General features: G+C 70.5%; 12 protein-coding genes, 1 tRNA gene and 1 other RNA gene. 6 read left to right on the top strand and 8 right to left on the bottom strand.

Going from position 1 to position 17354, the window contains the following annotated elements:
• Nucleotide 1: 1 nt before the first annotated feature.
• The 5 genes from H9651_RS01370 to ffs form a co-directional block, all read right to left on the bottom strand.
• Nucleotides 2-2551, bottom strand: a complete 2550-nt coding sequence (locus H9651_RS01370; protein WP_191717305.1) for a glycoside hydrolase family 65 protein — start codon at nt 2549-2551, stop codon at nt 2-4.
• Between the two features lie 42 nt (nt 2552-2593).
• Nucleotides 2594-3325, bottom strand: coding sequence for an HAD family hydrolase (locus tag H9651_RS01365; RefSeq protein ID WP_318244712.1), 732 nt, complete (start codon nt 3323-3325; stop codon nt 2594-2596).
• Between the two features lie 80 nt (nt 3326-3405).
• Nucleotides 3406-4635 carry an acetate/propionate family kinase gene (locus H9651_RS01360; protein WP_191717303.1) on the bottom strand — a complete coding sequence of 410 codons (1230 nt, stop codon included), beginning with the start codon at nt 4633-4635 and terminating at the stop codon, nt 3406-3408.
• A complete protein-coding gene (pta, locus tag H9651_RS01355) occupies nt 4632-6764 on the bottom strand; it encodes a phosphate acetyltransferase (RefSeq protein ID WP_191717302.1) in 2133 nt (710 codons plus the stop codon). Before pta ends, H9651_RS01360 begins: the two co-directional genes overlap by 4 nt.
• Nucleotides 6765-6900: 136 nt before the next feature.
• Nucleotides 6901-6997, bottom strand: an RNA gene (gene ffs, locus H9651_RS01350) — signal recognition particle sRNA small type.
• Nucleotides 6998-7097: 100 nt separating this feature from the next.
• Between ffs and H9651_RS01345 the strand changes: the two genes are divergently transcribed.
• The 4 genes from H9651_RS01345 to H9651_RS01330 all read left to right on the top strand — a co-directional run bounded on the left by H9651_RS01345 (nt 7098) and on the right by H9651_RS01330 (nt 12012).
• Nucleotides 7098-8090, top strand: coding sequence for an AAA family ATPase (locus H9651_RS01345; RefSeq protein ID WP_191717301.1), 993 nt, complete (start codon nt 7098-7100; stop codon nt 8088-8090).
• A 1-nt stretch (nt 8091) separates the two neighbouring features.
• Nucleotides 8092-9435 carry a DUF58 domain-containing protein gene (locus H9651_RS01340; RefSeq protein ID WP_318244711.1) on the top strand — a complete coding sequence of 448 codons (1344 nt, stop codon included), beginning with the start codon at nt 8092-8094 and terminating at the stop codon, nt 9433-9435.
• Entirely contained in the window at nt 9422-11836 is a 2415-nt protein-coding gene (locus H9651_RS01335) for a transglutaminase family protein (protein WP_318244710.1), read from the top strand. Before H9651_RS01340 ends, H9651_RS01335 begins: the two co-directional genes overlap by 14 nt.
• 88 nt (nt 11837-11924) lie before the next feature.
• Nucleotides 11925-12012 (top strand) — tRNA-Ser (locus H9651_RS01330).
• A 117-nt stretch (nt 12013-12129) separates the two neighbouring features.
• On the opposite strand, the gene H9651_RS01325 is transcribed toward H9651_RS01330, so the two are convergent.
• The gene (locus tag H9651_RS01325) at nt 12130-12435 is read right to left on the bottom strand and encodes a putative quinol monooxygenase (RefSeq protein WP_191717300.1); all 306 of its coding nucleotides are present in this window, start codon (nt 12433-12435) and stop codon (nt 12130-12132) included.
• A gap of 144 nt (nt 12436-12579) precedes the next feature.
• Here H9651_RS01325 and H9651_RS01320 point away from each other — a divergent pair, with 144 nt between their 5' ends.
• Together H9651_RS01320 and H9651_RS01315 are read left to right on the top strand one after the other, a co-directional pair.
• Complete coding sequence (locus H9651_RS01320) at nt 12580-14061, top strand: anaerobic C4-dicarboxylate transporter family protein (RefSeq protein WP_191717299.1); 1482 nt, start codon at nt 12580-12582, stop codon at nt 14059-14061.
• A 44-nt stretch (nt 14062-14105) separates the two neighbouring features.
• Nucleotides 14106-15461 (top strand): M20/M25/M40 family metallo-hydrolase, encoded by a 1356-nt coding sequence (locus H9651_RS01315; RefSeq protein WP_191717298.1) that lies wholly within the window; start codon nt 14106-14108, stop codon nt 15459-15461.
• A 31-nt stretch (nt 15462-15492) separates the two neighbouring features.
• Here the strand turns inward: H9651_RS01315 and H9651_RS01310 are convergent, their stop codons facing one another.
• Both H9651_RS01310 and H9651_RS01305 read right to left on the bottom strand, forming a co-directional pair.
• Nucleotides 15493-15987, bottom strand: a complete 495-nt coding sequence (locus H9651_RS01310; protein WP_191717297.1) for a bifunctional nuclease family protein — start codon at nt 15985-15987, stop codon at nt 15493-15495.
• Between the two features lie 250 nt (nt 15988-16237).
• Complete coding sequence (locus H9651_RS01305; protein ID WP_191717296.1) at nt 16238-17320, bottom strand: DNA glycosylase AlkZ-like family protein; 1083 nt, start codon at nt 17318-17320, stop codon at nt 16238-16240.
• Between the last annotated feature and the right edge of the window lie 34 nt (nt 17321-17354).

Raw genomic sequence — 17354 nt, 5'->3', positions numbered from 1 at the left:
CTCAGCTGTCGGCGCCGGCGTCCGCGTCGTCGCCCGCCAGCGCTTCGTCACTGATGATCGGGATCGAACTCGTCAGCGTGGGGATCGATGCGGAGAGGAAGGTGCCGTCGTCGCGGCGGGCATCCTCGATCTCCTGCAGCGACGGGCGGCCGGGAATGCGCGGCCCCTGGCCGTGCAGCGGCACGACGAGGGTCTCGCCGCCGGCGATGACGTAGCCGGCACCCCGCACCGACAGCACGATCGGCTCACCGGGACCGGCGCTGAAGGTGATCTTGTCAGCGGTGATCTCCACATCCAGCCGTGTACCGTGCCACAGCAGCGAGTACGACAGCGACGGCCAGTCCGCCGGCAGCCGCGGGTCGAACGACAGGTCGCCGAAGTGGTCCCGCATGCCACCGAAGCCGCAGACCAGCGCCGTCCATACCCCGCCGGCCGACGCCACGTGCACGCCGTCGGAGGCATTGTGGTGCAGGTCGCCGAGATCGACGTAGATCGACTGGTGGAAGTACTCCAGCGCGAGCTCCTGGTACCCGACCTCGGCTGCGAGGATCGACTGCACGACCGCCGAGAGGGTGGAGTCCCCCGTCGTCAGCGGGTCGTAATAGTTGAAGTCGGCGAGCTTCTCCTCGTCGGTGAAGTGGTTGCCCTGCAGGAACAGCGCAAGAACCACGTCGGCCTGCTTGAGCACCTGGTAGCGGTAGATCACGAGCGGGTGGAAGTGCAGCAGCAGCGGCCGCCGGTCCGGCGGCGTGTTCTCCAGATCCCACACCTCCTTCTCGAGGAAGACGTGGTCCTGCGGGTGGATGCCGAGGGCTTCGCTGAACGGGATGTGCATGGCATCGGCCGCGCGGTCCCACGAGTCGGCCTCGCCCGGTTCGATGCCCAGCCGATCCACCGCGACCCGGTACGCCTCGGGGGCATCCTGCTGCATGTCGCGGATGGTGCGCGCGGCGAAGCGCAGGTTGAAGCGCGCCATGACGTTGGTGAACAGGTTGTCGTTGACGACCGTCGTGTACTCGTCGGGGCCGGTGACACCGTGGATGTGGAACGTGTCGCCGTCGGCATCGTCGTCATCGTCATGGATGCCGTCGCTCGTGCGCCAGAAGCCCAGCGTCGCCCACAGGCGCGCCGTCTCGACGGCGATGTCGATGCCCTCGGTGTAGAGGAAGTCGACGTCGCCGGTGGTGCGCACATACTTGGCCAGGGCGAAGCAGACGTCGGCGTTGATGTGGTACTGCGCGGTGCCGGCGGCGTAGTACGCCGACGCCTCCTCGCCGTTGATGGTGCGCCACGGGAACAGCGCGCCGGCCTCGTTGAGCTGCGCCGCGCGCTTGCGGGCCGCCGGGAGCATCAGGTACCGCATGCGCAGGGCGTTGCGCGCCCAGCGCGGGGTCGTGTACGCCAGAAACGGCAGCACGTAGATCTCGGTGTCCCAGAAATAGTGGCCGCTGTAGCCCGATCCGGTCACGCCCTTCGCCGGCACCCCCAGACCGTCGGCGCGGGACGCTGCCTGCGCCAGCTGGAACAGGCACCAGCGGGTGGCCTGCTGCAGGTCGTCGTGCCCGCCGATCTTCACATCGGAGCGGTCCCAGAAGGCATCGCACCAGGTGCGCTGCCGTTCGAACAGCGCGGGCACCCCCACGCTCTGCGCACGGTCGAGGGTGCGGCGGCAGCGGTCGACGAGCTCGCGCGCCGGCACGCCACGGGACGTGTGGTAGGTCACGATCTTGGTGACCGTGGTGGGCACGCCCGCCTTGGCCTGCACTCGGTACAGGTTCTTGGCGATGTCGGGCTCGATCAGCCCGCGCACGTCGTACTCGTTCTCGGTCTCGATGATGTGGTCGGCGGCGACGGCGAGGGTCATGCCCGAGGCGGACACCCGGTACGACAGCGCCGTGCGCGCGCCGTCCTGCCAGTAGTCCTGCGGCTGCAGCACGCGCTCCTGCATGCGATCGGCCTTGCGCGGGTCGAAGCCGGCGCGCCGAGGGGCGACGGCGGTGCCGCCGTACACGTCCTCGCCGTCCTGGCGGTTGACCAGCTGGCAGTTGATGGTGACGGGGGCGTCGGCGTTGAGCACGGTGACGGTGATGGTCATGACCGAGAGGTGCTTGTCGTCGAACGACACCATGCGCTCGTAGTCGATCTGCACCTCTTTGCCGCTCGGGGTCACCCACAGCACGTGACGGCGGAACACGCCCTCGCGCATGTCGAGGACACGCTCGTACTCCCGCACGTCGGCGATGTCCAGCGACAGCGGGTCGTCGTCGACGTAGACGCGCATCACCTTCGCGTCGGGCACGTTGACGATGGTCTGCCCGACTTCGGCGAATCCGTACGCCTGCTCGGCGTGACGGATCGGGAACGTCTCGTGGAAGCCGTTGATGAAGGTGCCGTGCTCGTGCCCGTGCAGCCCTTCGGGCTGATTGCCACGCATGCCGAGGTACCCGTTGCCGACGGCGAACAGGGTCTCGGTCACGCCGACGTCCTCGAGCGAGAAACTCTTCTCTACGAGTCGCCAGGGGTCGACGGGGAAGCGATCGCGGTCGATCATCAAGAGCCTTCCGGGTGTGGGCTGAGTGCGGGGGTGAGGAGGTCAGTCGAGGAATTCGGCCAGATCGTCGACGACGACATCGGCTCCGGCGTCGCGCAGCACCTGCGCGCCGACACCCCGATCGACGCCCACGACGAGGCTGAAGCCGCCCGCAGATGCCGACTGCACGCCGCTGTGGGCGTCTTCGATGGCGGCGCTGCGCGCGGGGTCCACGCCCACCATGCGTGCCGCGACGACGAACATGTCGGGCGCGGGCTTGCTGGGGATGTGCTGCTGCTCGGCGACGAGGCCGTCCATGATGACGGGGAACCGGTCGATGATGCCCGCCACCGTCAGCACCTCACGGGCGTTCTTCGAGCTCGACACGACGGCGATGGGGGTCCCCGCAGCCTGCAGCTTGTCCAGCAGCGCCAGTGATCCGGGGTAGGGCGCGATGCCCTCCTCGCGCAGCACCCGTTCGAACACGAGGTTCTTCCGGTTGCCGATGCCGCAGACGGTGTCGGCGGTGGGCGCGTCGGAGGGGTCGCCCCACGGCACCTCCACGTCGCGGCTGCGCAGCAGGCTCGCCACGCCGTCGTAGCGCTTCTTGCCGTCGAGGTAGTGGAAATAGTCGGCCTCGGTGTACGGCGGTGCGATGCCCCACGCGGCGAAGAGCTCGGTGAACATCGCCTGCCAGGCGTGCATGTGAACCTCTGCTGTCGGGGTCAGCACGCCATCGAGGTCGAACAGCACGGCGTCGAAGGTGGTGAGGTCGGGAAGAGCGCGTGTGGACACTTCGCCAGCGTAGTCGCGCCGCCGGTGCGAAGGTGAGCGGATGCCGGGTGTCGAAGGCATCCGCTCGCCTGCGTACCTGGTCAGAGCGCGGCGACGACCTCGAGGGCCTGCCGGGCGATCTCGAGTTCTTCGTTGGTGGGGACGACGAGCACCGTGACGGCCGAGTCGTCCGCGGAGATCACGCGCACGTCGCGCCTGCGTTCCTCGTTGCGCTGCGGGTCCAGCTTCACGCCCAGGAACCCCAGCGTCGACAGTGCGCCCTCGCGCACGAGCGGCGAGTTCTCGCCCACGCCGGCGGTGAAGACGATCACGTCGACTCCGCCCAGGTGCGCGATGTACGACCCGGCGTACGCGCGGAGGCGGTGCAGGTACACCTCGAGGGCGAGCGTGGCGTCCTCGTCGCCCCCGGCGACGCGTTCTTCGAGGTCGCGCATGTCGGTGACGCCGGCCAGCCCCAGCACGCCGCTGCCCTTGTTGAGGAGGTCGTCGAGGTCGTCGATCGACATCCTCGCGCGGCGGGCGAGGTGGAACAGCACGGCGGGGTCGATGTCGCCCGAGCGCGTGCCCATCACCAGTCCCTGCAGCGGGGTGAGGCCCATCGAGGTCTCCACCGACCGGCCGCCTTCGATGGCGGCGGCCGATGCGCCGTTGCCGAGGTGGAAGACGATCTGCTTCAGGTCCTCGAGCGGGCGGCCGAGGAACTCGGCGGCGGTGCGGCTGACGTACTTGTGCGACGTGCCGTGGAAGCCGTAGCGGCGGATGCGGTGGGTTTCGGCCAGATCCTTGTCGATCGCGTAGGTGTAGGCCGCCGGCGGGAGGGTCTGGTGGAACGCGGTGTCGAAGACGGCCACGTGCGCGAGGTCGGGGAAGGCCGCCTTCGCGGCGCGCACCCCCTGCAGTGCGCCCGGGTTGTGGAGCGGGGCGAGGACCGACAGCTCGTCGATGTTGATCTCGACCAGGTTGGTGATGAGGGTCGGCTGGAAGAACCGGGCCCCACCGTGCACGACGCGGTGGCCCACGGCCATGGGCGGGAACTCCTCGAGCGACGGCCCCCACTGGGCGAACGCGTCGAGCATGACCCGGAACCCGGTGGTGTGGTCGGGGATCGGCAGCTCCAGCGTGTAGGTGGCATCCGTCGCCGTCACCGCCTCGCCTGCAGGTGTGCCGAAGTACACCTTGTGCTTGGCGGCGCCGACCGACTCGCCGATGCGCTCCACCAGCCCCGAGGCGAGCACGCGGCCGTCCTCCGGCTCCAGCAGCTGGTACTTGAATGACGACGAGCCACTGTTGACGACGAGCACCACGCTCATACGGTTGCCTCTCCTTGCGCCTGGATCGCGGTGATCGCGATCGTGTTGACGATGTCGTCGACGAGAGCGCCGCGCGACAGATCGTTGATGGGCTTGTTCAGACCCTGCAGCACCGGACCGATGGCGATGGCGCCCGCCGACCGCTGCACGGCCTTGTAGGTGTTGTTGCCGGTGTTCAGATCAGGGAAGACGAACACGGTCGCGCGCCCGGCGACGTTGGAGCCGGGGAGCTTCTTGGATGCCACGGCGGCGTCGGTGGCCGCGTCGTATTGGATCGGCCCCTCCACCAGCAGGTGCGGCTCGCGTTCGCGCACGAGCGCGGTGGCCGCGCGCACCTTGTCGACATCGGCACCGCTGCCGGACTCCCCCGTCGAGTACGACAGCATGGCCACGCGCGGCTCGATGCCGAACTGGGTCGCCGTCGCCGCGGACGACACCGCGATGTCGGCCAGCTGCTCGCTGGTGGGGTCGGGGATGACGGCGCAGTCGCCGTAGACGAGCACGCGGTCGGCCAGCGCCATGAGGAAGACGCTCGAGACCACCGAGACGCCCGGCTTGGTCTTGATGATCTCGAACGCCGGTCGAATGGTGTGGGCCGTCGTGTGGGAGGCTCCCGAGACCATGCCGTCGGCCATGCCGAGGTGCACCATCATCGTGCCGAAGTACGACACGTCGGTGACGGTGTCGGCGGCGCGCTCGTAGGTCATGCCCTTGTGCGAGCGCAGGCGCGTGTACTCCTGGGCGAATGTGTCGACGTAGCCGGGGTCGAACGGGCTCGTGATCTGCGCCGCCGACAGGTCGATGCCGAGCTCGCGCGCGCGGGCGTGCACGTCGGCCTCCTCGCCGAGGATCGTGAGGTCGGCGATGCCGCGCGAGAGCACGGTGGCCGCGGCGCGCAGCACGCGGTCGTCGTCCCCCTCGGGGAGCACGATGCGGCGGCGGCCGCTGCGCGCACGCTCGGTGAGGCCGTACTGGAACATCAGGGGCGTGACGACCGTGGTCTTGGCGACCCCGAGCGCCCGGGTGAGCTCGTCGGTGTCGACATGCTTGTCGAACAGGGCCAGCGCCGTTTCGTAGCGGCGCGGCGAACCGGCCGTGAGTCGCCCCCGCGAGCCCATGACCCGCACGGCGGTGTCGTAGGTGTCGAGGTCGGTCGCGATGATCGGCACCGTCGCCCCGAGTCCGTCGATGAGCCTGTCGATGGTCTCGGGCAGCGGGAACGGGCCGTTGAGCACGACGGCGGCCACGGCGGGGAAGGTACCCGAGGTGTGCGCGAGGAGCGTCGCGAGCAGCACCTCGGTGCGGTCGGCCGGGATCACCACGACGGCCGATTCGGTGAGCCGCGGCAGCACGTTCACCATCGACATGCCGGCCACCACGATGCTGACGACCTCGCGCGTCATCATTTCGGGGTCGCCCTTGACGAGGGTTCCCTCCACGGCGCGCAGGATGTCGCTCACCGACGGCGCCACGAGGTAGTGGTCCTCCGGAAGGGCGAGCACGGGGATCTCGCGCCCGGGTCGGGCGGCGGTCACGGCCGACTCGATGGCGGCGATGGTCTCGTCGAGCCGGTCGCCGTCGGCGCGGTTGGCGACGACGGCGAACAGGTCGGCACGGCCCTTGGCCAGCTCCACAAGCGCGAGGGCGGCGATCTGACCCATCTCGGCGGGGGTGCGGGCCACGGTGGTGCCCAGCTGCTCGCTGTGGCCCTGACTGTCGCGGCCGCCGACGACCAGCAGCACCGGGGTACCGAGGTTGGCGGCGACCCGCGCGTTGAAGGCGAGTTCGGCGGGGCTGCCCACGTCGGTGTAGTCGCTGCCCACGACGACGACGGCGTCGCACTGACGCTCGACCGTCTTGAACCGCTCGACGATCGTCGCCAGCGACCCTTCGGGGTCGGCGCGCACATCGTCGTAGGTGACGCCGACGCATTCGTCGTAGTCGAGTTCGACGCCGTCGTGGTCGAGCAGCATCTCGAGCACGTAGTCGCGCTCCTCCGTCGACCGCGCAACCGCGCGGAACACCCCCACCCGCGGGGTGGCCCGGCTCAGCGCATCGAGCACGCCGAGCGCGATCGTGGACTTGCCGGAATGACCTTCGACCGAGGTGATGTAGATGCTCTGAGCCACGTCCACAGCCTAAGCGCGGGCCTTCGCGGCGGACAGGCTCCCCTCCGTGAAAAACCCGCGTGGCCTCCTCCGAGGGAAGGCATGTCGGTCGCTCACCGGCTCCGCACCCCCGCTCGGCGCCCTCGCCGCGGGGGAAAATTAAGACTCTCCGCGAACCCGGCAGAGCCTGGTTACCCTTGCTACGTTTCCGTCCTGGGGGAGTTGGCCTGGATGCCGCCTCGCGGAGAGCTGACACCAGTGTATCCCGACCGGCCCACTGCTCGTGCGCGCGGGTTACGATCGTGGCAGCGACGCGAGGAAGCGGCGCACCTCACCACCCGTCGAGGGGAACGCATGAGCGATCTGTCCGTCGAGCCGATCGGTGCGGAATCCTTCGCCCGGTCCACGACCGCCGTCCTCGATTCGATCACCCGGGTGATCGACGGAAAGCCCGACGCGGTGCGCTCTGCGCTGCTGTGCCTGCTCGCCGAGGGCCACCTGCTCATCGAAGACGTCCCGGGGGTCGGCAAGACCATGCTCGCCCGGGCGCTTGCGGCATCGGTCGATGCCACCGTCCGCCGCATCCAGTTCACGCCGGATCTGCTCCCCGGCGACGTCACGGGCGTGTCGGTGTTCAATCCCGTCGCCCGCGAGTTCGAATTCAAGCGCGGCGCGATCTTCGCCCACATCGTGATCGCCGATGAGATCAACCGTTCCTCCCCCAAGACGCAGTCGGCGCTGCTGGAGGCGATGGAGGAGCACCAGGTCACCGTCGACGGCGAGTCGCATCCGCTCCCCGAGCCGTTCCTGGTCGTCGCGACCCAGAACCCGCTCGAGATGGAGGGCACGTACGCACTTCCCGAGGCGCAGCGCGACCGCTTCATGATGCGCATCTCGATGGGGTACCCGGATGCCGCGAGCGAAGGGCTCATGCTGCGTCAGCGCGACACGGTGAACCCGCTCGCCGCCATCACGCCCGCTGTGGACGCCGATCGGGTGCGGGCGCTCATCGCGTGGGCGCGCAGCGTGCATCTCTCCCCCGCCGTGGAGGAGTATGCCGTCGCGCTCGCGCAGGCCACCCGCACGCACCCCGACCTGCGCCTGGGCGCGAGCCCGCGCGCGACTCTGCAGCTCGTGCGGGCGGCGAAGGTGCGTGCTGCGCTCGACGGCCGCGAGTTCGTCATCCCCGACGACGTGGCCGCCCTGCTCGTGCCGGTGTTCGCCCACCGGCTCATCCCCACCCGCAGCGCCGGCACCGCCCGTGCGCGGTCGTCCGCCGATGCCATCGCGTCGGTGCTGACGCAGATCGCGGCATCCGTCCGGGTGCCGCTCACCGCTCGCGCGTGAGGTGACCGTGGGACGCCTGTGGCCGCTGACGATCCGAGGCACGGGAGCCGTGCTGCTCGGGCTCGGCTGCCTGTTCGTGGCGGCCGATCGCGGCGTGGTGCAGCTGCTCTACGTCGCGATGCTCCTGTTCGCGGTGGTGGGTGCGGCGCTGTTCGCCCTGTATGCCGTGCGCCGGGCGGAGGGCATCACGCGCACGGTCGCACCGGACGTCCTGACGGTCGGGCGGGAGGGGCGGGTGACGGTGCGGGTGTCGCTGCGGGCCGCACTCGCATCGGGGTCGGGCACCTGGCGCGACGCTCTCGCGCCGGGCCTGGCATGGATCGACCCGGCACGCGAGGGCGCCGCTGACGCAGACACGCCGCCACCACCGGCGATCACCGCCGGCTCGCGGCGCACCGCGGCGACGGGGGCGGCCCGCGGCGTCTTCCCCGCTCTCGAGTCGGGGCTGCGCGGCGAGGCGCACACGGTCGACATCGACTACCGCGTGCGGGGCGTGCGCCGCGGCATGCCCGCGATCGGCCCCTTCTCGGTGTCGTCCACCGACCCCTTCGGGCTGGTGCGCCGCACCCACCTGATGAGTGAGCGCACCACGGTCGTCGTCGCGCCCGAGATCGTCGATCTGCCCACGCTCAGCGATCTGCCGGGGGAAGCGGGCGGCACACGGCACAGTACGACCAACGAGCTCGGTCAGGGCACCGACAACCTGATCCCGCGCGCCTACGTCCCCGGCGACTCGATGCGCCGCATCCACTGGCGCGCCAGCGCCCACCGGGACGAGCTGATGGTGCGCCAGGAGGAGCAGGAGTCGACGCCGTCGGCCACCGTCGTGCTGGACCTGTCGACCCGTCGCTACACGATGGACGCCATGCGCGGACCGGGTCTGGATCCGGGGTTCGAGAGCGCGGTGAGCGCCTGCATCTCGGCAGTGGCCCGCTTCGTGCGCGAGGGGTACACGGTCGCCGTCATCGACTCCGACGGGCACGCGCTCGGCGACACGCTGGAAGGGGGCGACGTCGCCGCCGTCGAGGTGCTCGCCGGCGACTTCGCGACCCTCCTCACACGCCGCGACGACCATCTCGCCCAATTGGTGCCGCTGTTCGCCGGCGCCACCAGCGGACCGCTCGTGGTGATCGTGGGGCAGTTCGACGCGGCGGATGCCGCCCTGCTGGCCCCGGTCGCCCACCACACCTCGCTGCCGCTGCTGTTCGCCGTCGCACCGGTCGCCGACGCATTGTCGCGCGCGGCGGAATCGGGATGGCGCGTGGGCGCCATCCCGCCCGACGTCGACCTCGTCCTCGCCTGGCAGTCGGCCGTGGAACGGGGGGTCGGCCGTGTGGTCGCCTGACGTCGCCCACGCCGACGGCGTCCGCGTGCTCGCGTCGCCCATCACCGTCGACCGCGGCAGCCCCACCCCCCGCCCGCCGCGGCGCGGGCGCGCCGACGGGCGGCTGACCATCGCGGTGGCGACGGTCATCATCGCGGCGATGGGGCCGCTGCTGCGCGTCATCGAACCGGGCTCCTGGCTCGCGGCGGGCGTGCTGCTGGCCGGGCTCGTGCTCGCCGCCGGCTACCTCGCCCACCGGGGACGCCTGCCCGCGGTCGCCGTCAGTGGCATCCAATTGCTGCTGTGGGCGGTGTTCCTCACGGCCTGCTACCTGCCCGACACGGCGCTGCTGTGGATCTTCCCGACGCCCGAGACGATCCGGGAAGCGCCGGGGCTGCTCGCCGCCGGGATGAACGAGATCGTGGTGGGTACCGCCCCGCTGTCGTCGGGCGAGGGCTTGACGCTGCTGCTGGTGGGGGCGATCGGGCTCTTCGCGATCGTGCTCGACCACGTCGTCGTCACGGCACGGATGCCGCTGCTGGCGGTCACCGGCGTGGTCGCGGTGTGGCTGGTGCCCGCCCTCGCCGCACCGTCGGGCATGGACGTGGTGTCGTTCGCGTTCCTGGCGGCGGCGATCTTGTTCCTGCTGCGGGCGGAGACCCGCACGCGGGAGACTCCGGGCGTGCCATCGGCGCGGCCCACGACGGGGCAGGCGGGCCGCCCGGCCGAGCGGCGCGCGGGGGTGGGTGCCACGGCGGTCGGCATCGGCGCGATGGCGATCGTCGTGGCGATCACGGTGACCCCGCTCCTGCCGACACCGACCATGCGGCCCGGCGCCGGTGGCGGGCTCGGCGCGGCCGCGACCATCAATCCGTCACTGAATCTGGGTGAAGACCTGCGACGACTCACCAACGTCCCGGTGCTGTACGTGCGCTCCAACGCCCCGCAGGCGCCGTACCTGCGCGTCGTGACCCTGTCGAGCTTCGACGGCAGCCGCTGGCTGCCCGACCACATCCGCACGCTGCCGCTGGAGGGTTCGTACGGGTTCGGGGAGCTGCGCATCGACGAGTCGCTGCGGGTCACGGCGTACCGCACGACCGTGGAGGTCACCAACCTCGCGTCGGCGTGGCTGCCGGTCGCCTTCCCCGCGGTGGCTGTGGAGGGCCTCGAAGGCGATTGGGAGGTGATGCCCTTCAACCGCACCGTGGTGAGCCGGACGGCCAACTCGCAGGGTCAGTCGTACGAAGTGCAGACGCACGTGCCCCGCCCGACCCGCGAGCAGATCCGGGCGTCGCACGCGGGCGGCACCGTGCTGCGGGATGCCACATACGCGCTTCCCGACGTGCCGATGGACCAGATCCTGCAGGCGGCGACCGCCGTCACGGCCGGTGCCGAGAACGACTACGACCGGCTGATCGCGCTGCAGAGCTGGTTCCGCGGCGACGAGTTCACCTACTCCCTCGACGCACCCGTCGCCGACGGATTCGACGGGTCCGGCATCGAGGCGATCGAACAGTTCGTCGCGCAGAAGGAGGGCTACTGCGTGCACTTCGCGTCGGCCTTCGCCGTGATGGCGCGGCTGATGGACATGCCCGCGCGCATCGTGGTGGGCTACCTGCCCGGCACGGGCAACGGCAGCATCGTCGAAGGTCAGGTGCAGTACCAGGTGACCAGCGACCAGCTGCACGCGTGGCCCGAGGTGCACTTCGACGGGATCGGATGGGTGCCGTTCGAGCCGACCAAGAGCCTCGGCACCCCGACGTCGTTCCTCCCCGAGCGCGTCGCGCTGACCGACGACGCGGGCGAGGATCTCACCGGCGGCGTGGCAGAACCCGTCGCGCCGAGCGCGTCGATCGCCCCCACCGACCCCGCCATGAACCCCGATCGCGACGACCAGGCGCTGTCGGGTCCGGCGTCACCCGCGGGCATCTCGCTGACGGGTGCGCTGACGGCCGTCGCGGTGCTGCTGGTGCTGACGGCGCCCGCCCTGCTGCGCGAGGTGGTGCGCCGCCGGCGGCTGGCCGCCGCCGCACGCGGCGATGCAGCGGCGGCGTGGCTGGGTGTGCGGGAAGCGGCCGTCGACCTCGGCATCCCGGTCCCCGCCGCCGAGTCACCGCGGGCGTTCGGGGCACGGCTGGTCGCGGAGTACGACGCGCCGGCCGGAGCGGTGTCGCTTCTGGTGACGGCGATCGAGCGTGTGTCGTACGCGCCCGAGGGCGGCGTGGCGGCGGCGGGTGGTTCGCGTCGTGCGCCAGGTGCGGACGCGACGGCCGATGCCGCGATGTCGAACGCCGTCTCGGCGGTGACCGGCGCGCTGTCGGCCAGTCAGTCGCGCGGTCGCAGGCTGCTGGCGACGCTGGTGCCGCGCTCGCTCATCGTGCGGCCCGGCAGCGCCTATGCCGCGGCGCGCGTTCCGGTGTGATGGCGGGGCTCGCGACCGTGATCGGGTGGCCGCGTGCGCGAGCGGCGTCGCGCACCAGGTAGACTGTCCCGCGGCCCTCCGGGGCCATGGAGGATTCGCCTAGTGGCCTATGGCGCACGCTTGGAAAGCGTGTTGAGTGAAAGCTCTCAGGGGTTCGAATCCCCTATCCTCCGCCATTTCGTCCCCCGCCCCGCGCGCCACGGGGCCGCTCCGGTGTCGCATCCGCGCAGTCCGCGCACGTGGCACCCGCCAGACGTGACACTCGAGCAGCCCGCGGCGCGGGCGGGGCGGGGTCAGACGTCGCGGAGCGGCGAACCGACCACGTCGAAATCGAAGCCGCCGAGCTCGCCGGTCAACAGCGGACGGGCACGGGCGATGGATGCCTGCACCTCCGGCAGCACGAGCGACGCGCGATGCGCGTCGGCATTCGTCCACAGCTCCACCACGTACACCGTGTCGGGCTCGTGGTCGTTGACGCCGACCTCGTAGAGGAGGCAGCCGACGTGGTCCAGCGCGTCGCTGCGACGGATGAGCAGCGCGACCAGGTCGTCGCGCTTGCCCGCGACGGTTCGGAGCGTGCCGACGTGAGCGAAGACCATGCGCCGAGTGTAGGGCGCGGCGCCGCCGCCCGCAGCGGCATCCGCGTTCACTCACCACCTGTATGGACGGCGCCTTGCTGCGGGTCTAGCCTGAGCGCGACAGCACCGGCGCTGTCGCGGAGACGAACATCGCTAGGGGTTCCGATGGATACCTTTGTCGTCATATTGCAGGCGTGCGTCGTCATCGGAGCGATCGTCATGGGCGTGCGCACCGGCGGCCTCGGACTCGGCCTTTGGGGCGTGGTCGGCACCGTCATCCTCGTCTTCGCGTTCCGGCTGCCACCCGGCTCGGTCCCCGTCGACGCGTTCTTCATCATCATCGCGGTCATCACCGCATCGTCGGCCATGCAGGCTGCCGGGGGCATCGACTTCCTCGTCGCGATCGCGTCGAAGATCATTCAACGCAACCCCAAGCGACTCACCTATGTCGCGCCGCTGGTCGCGTTCGTCTTCACGGTGCTCTCGGGGACATCCAACATCTTCTTCGCCCTCATCCCGGTCATCTACGAGACCGCCTACCGCAACGGCCAGCGGCCCGAGCGCGCACTGGCATCCTCGACCGTCATATCGGGGCTGGGAATCACCGCGAGCCCGGTGTCGGCGGCGATGGCGGCGTACCTCGTGCTCATGGAGGGGACCGGATACGGTCTGCCGCAGATCCTCGCGATCACGATCCCCGCGGCGATCGTGGCGTGCATCGTGACATCCTTCGTGCAGCAGCGCATCGGCAAGGACCTGCTCGACGACCCGGAGTACCTCAAGCGGGTGAAGGCGGGCACAGTGGAGGTCCCCGCCGCGCTGCGCGAGCGGTACGAGGCGAAGTTCGGCGGCACCGCATCAGCCGGTACGACCTCGACCGGCGCGCCGGCGGCCGACGCGGCAACGGCACCCGCGACCGCCCGCGCCACCGCCGCCGACACCCCGACCCGCGCCGCGACCCGCCCGACGATCATCGAGCACCCGGTACCCAAGGGCGGCAGGACCTCTGCGATGATCTTCGTCGCCGGCACCCTCGTGATCGTGCTGCTCGGGCTGTTCCCGGGCCTCCGACCCGCCTTCCCCGACGAAGAGGGCGTGATGACGCCGATCGGCATGTCGATCGTGATCGAGATGATCATGTTCACCGTGGCGCTCGTGGTGATCCTCGTCGGCCGCATCAAGCCGTCGCTCGTGGTCGAGCAGCCGCTGCTCAAGGCCGGCTTCGTCGCCGCGGTCGCTCTGTTCGGCATCGCGTGGATGGCCGACACCTTCATCGCCGCCAACCAGGAGACCATCATCGAACCGCTCGGCGCGATGATCGAAGCCAACCCGCTGCTCCTCGCCGTCGCGCTCTTCCTCGTCGCCGGACTCACCACCAGCCAGTCCGCCACGACCAACACGATGATCCCCATCGCGCTCGCGGCGGGCCTCGCCCCCGGAATCATCACCGCGATGTGGCCCTCGCTCATCGGCGTCTGGCTGTTCCCGGCCAACGGGTCGCAGATCGCCTCGGTCGAGACCGACCTCAGCGGCTCGACCAAGCTCACCCAGGTGCCCGTCTACCACTCGTTCACCATCCCGATGGTGGTCTCGTGGGCGGCGGTGGTCGCGGCGGGCCTGCTCATCCAGCTCGTCGTTCCGGTGTGACCCCCGGCGGCAACCGACACTCCCCCTCTCATCGAAGGAGCATCATGAACGATCTCGACGGCTTGAAGGATGCCGCGGCAGCGATCATGCCGGAGGTGATCGATCGCCTGGAGCAGCTGGTGCGCATTCCGTCGATCGCCTTCCCCGGCTTCGACCCGGCTCCCGTGCACGAGATGGGCGCGGCGGTCGTATCGCTCTTCGACGCTGCCGGCATCCCCGGCGTGCGGCTGCTCGACGTGCCCGACGGCTACCCGTGCGTGTACGCCGACGTGCCCGGCCCCGACGGCGCGCCCACCGTGCTGCTGTACGCCCACTACGACGTGCAGCCCGCGCCGGAAAGTCAGAACTGGTCGTCAACGCCCTTCGAGCCGATCACCAAGGACGACGGCCGCATCTACGGACGCGGGGCCGCCGACGACAAGTCCGGCCTGGTGATCCACTACGCGACGCTGAAGATGCTGGGCACCCCGCTCCCCTGCCATCTGAAGATCCTCGTGGAGGGCGAGGAGGAGACCATCTCGCACCTCGAGGACTTCGTCGAGAACCATCCGGATCTGTTCGAGGCCGACGCCTACGTCATCGCCGACATCGGCCCGCAGCGCGTGGGACGGCCGGGCCTGACCACGGCGCTGCGCGGCGACGTGGCCTGCACCGTCACGGTGCGCACACTGGCCAACCCCGTGCACTCCGGCATGTTCGGTGGGGCGGCACCCGATGCCCTCACGGCGATGATCCGCATCCTCGACACCCTCCACGACGACAACGGGGACACCACCATCCCCGGCGTGGACAGCTACAGCTGGGAGGGCGCCGCCATGGACGAGGAGGTGTACCGCGAGGGATCGGCCATTCTCCCGGGGGTCGAGTTCCTCGGCACCGGCTCCCTCTCCGACCGCATCTGGGCCAAGCCCTCGGTCACCGTGCTCGGCATGGATCTGCCCAGCACCGCCGAGGCATCCAATGTGCTCCTGCCCGAGGTGACGGCGAAGCTGTCGATGCGCATCGTCCCCGGCTCCGACGGCGACGCGCAGCTCGAGGCGCTCATGGCGCACCTGCGGGCGCAGCGCCCGTGGAACTGCGTCGTCGAGGTGGAGAAGGTGAAGGTCGGCCACGCGTTCGCGGTCGATGCCACCCATCCGGCGATCGTCGCCGCCGAGAAGGCGCTTGAAGAGGCCTACGGCGCCCCGGTCGAGAACATCGGCAGCGGCGCCTCGATCCCCCTCGTGGCCTCATTGAAGAAGGTGTCGCCCGACGCCGCGATCCTGTTGTGGGGTGCGGAGGACACGGCGCAGTCACGCATCCACGCGTCCGATGAGTCGGTCGACCCGGGCGAGATCGAGCGGATGATCGTCGCGCAGACCCTGTTCATCCGCCACCTCGTGGCGGCGGCCGGCGACTGAGGCGGCGCCCGGCGACTGAGGCGGCGCCCGCTCAGCTCTCCCGGAAGTCGTCGGGTTCGACGTCGTCGATGAAGTGCTTGAACTCCTCGATGTTCTCCTCGGCGTCGGCCTCGGCCAGCACATCGGGGATACCTGCCTCGGCGAGCACGGCATCGGCCACGAAGATGGGGGCGGCTGTGCGGGATGCCAGCGCGATGGCATCCGACGGGCGTGCGTCGACGCGCTGCGTGCCCTGCGGCGACGAGAGCGTCACCTCGGCGTAGAAGGTGCCGTCGTCGATACGGGCCACTTCGACGCGGTCGACTTCGGCCCCCAGCGTGGTGAGCATCGACCGCATGAGGTCGTGGGCGAGCGGGCGCGGGGTGACCGCGCCCTCGACGGCGATGAGGATCGAGGTCGCCTCCTGGGCGCCGATCCAGATCGGCAGGATCGCCCCCTCGCCCGGCAGGGCGTCGATGGGCTTGAGCAGCACGACCCGCTGCCCGTCGGGATCGAGAGCGACACCGGCGACACGCACCTGGACCATGTTGCCCCCTTCATCGAGGCATCCGAGAGGACCCCTCGATGCCCATCGTAGGCATCCTCGGCCGCCACGGCACCGGGCACCGCGGGATGCCCCGCAACCGTCCAGCCGGGCGATGCCGCAGCAGGTGCAGGACGCCGCAGGGCGGGCGAGGTGGAGGACCGCGCCGGGGCTTGCGGGTGCGCAGTGGTGGAGGGAGGAGCGCGGCGCGAGCGTGTTCGTCGACGTCGGCGCCTGGGGCGCGGCATCCGGTCTAGTCGTCGTCGCTGGCGACGGCCACACCCAGCCAATCGCCGAGCTCGTGGATCTCGGCGCGCACCATCTCGTGCTCCTCGGGCTCGAACGGGGTGAACTCGTGCACGGCGTCGACACGCAGCACCTCGCGCTGCCGGTCGACGTGGGCGTCGAGCATGCCCACGAAGCGATCGCCCACGAGGATCGGATGCGCGAAGAACCCGTAACGGCGCTGGGGTTTCGGTTTGAACTGCTCGAGCACATAGTCGAAACCGAAGATCTCACGCAGGCGCGGCCGGTCGAACAGCATGCCGTCGTAGGGGTTCAGAAAGGCGACCCGGCCCCCGGCGTCGTCGTCGAGCGCCGCGACCGCCTCCGGGTCGACCCGGTAGCGGCGCGTGCTGCCCTCGATAGTCGCGGGCTCCCCGGCCTCACCCACCGGCGTCCACGGCGAGCGCTGCTTCGCGATGCCGGCGGCCTGCAGCCGTCGCTCGTGACGCAGGTGAGCGGCCTCGTCCTCGTCGATCTCGGGCAGGTCTTGGGGGTAGACCCGATCCGCGAGGTCCCACAGTCGGTGACGGCCGTCGCGACCGGCGATCGCCACGACCCCTTGCCGCATCAGGAACTCGAGCATATGCGGCACCTGGTTGGACCCCGACCAGCCGTCGGGCGGGCGGCTGACTGCGGCGGTGTCGGGGATCTGCGCCGCCGGCAGCGGGCCCTCGGCACGCAGACGCGCGATGACGTCGTCGCGGAAGCGCGCGTTGGCATCGAGCCACCGGCGACTGCTCTCGCGCTGCGGCCATCGGCGCATCTCGGGGAGGAGGAGCGGCAGCATGCTCACCGGGCGGAACGTGCCAGCGAACTCGAACAGCAGGCGATCGTCTTCGACGGCCTTGCGCAGCTGACCCGACTCGTACGACCAGCCGATGCGCGTCCACAGCACGGTCTGCTCGCAGGGGGCGATGGTCGCGGTCGGGTCGATCTTGATCTCACCGATCTGCTCAGCGACCTCGACGACATCGCCGGGCCGCTGCGCGTCGAGCAGCTGCGCGCGCACCGCGATGCGGCGAGCCTGGTCCACGGTGAGCCGGTGCGTCACGCGGTCGAGGCTAGCCGAGGCCTCCCCCACCCGC

Source organism: Microbacterium pullorum (assembly GCF_014836535.1).
In the GTDB taxonomy this organism is placed as follows: Bacteria; Actinomycetota; Actinomycetes; order Actinomycetales; family Microbacteriaceae; genus Microbacterium; species Microbacterium pullorum.
The sequence above is the reverse complement of the archived record's forward strand: the minus strand, read 5'-3'. Positions and strand labels throughout refer to the sequence as shown.

Excerpts from the sequence above, each read along its gene's own strand:
- H9651_RS01370 (WP_191717305.1), bottom strand. The coding sequence starts at position 2,551 with ATGATCGACCGCGATCGCTTCCCCGTCGACCCCTGGCGACTCGTAGAG.
- H9651_RS01315 (WP_191717298.1), top strand. The coding sequence starts at position 14,106 with ATGAACGATCTCGACGGCTTGAAGGATGCCGCGGCAGCGATCATGCCG.
- H9651_RS01345 (WP_191717301.1), top strand. The coding sequence starts at position 7,098 with ATGAGCGATCTGTCCGTCGAGCCGATCGGTGCGGAATCCTTCGCCCGG.
- H9651_RS01310 (WP_191717297.1), bottom strand. The coding sequence starts at position 15,987 with ATGGTCCAGGTGCGTGTCGCCGGTGTCGCTCTCGATCCCGACGGGCAG.
- H9651_RS01320 (WP_191717299.1), top strand. The coding sequence starts at position 12,580 with ATGGATACCTTTGTCGTCATATTGCAGGCGTGCGTCGTCATCGGAGCG.
- H9651_RS01325 (WP_191717300.1), bottom strand. The coding sequence starts at position 12,435 with ATGGTCTTCGCTCACGTCGGCACGCTCCGAACCGTCGCGGGCAAGCGC.
- H9651_RS01360 (WP_191717303.1), bottom strand. The coding sequence starts at position 4,635 with ATGAGCGTGGTGCTCGTCGTCAACAGTGGCTCGTCGTCATTCAAGTAC.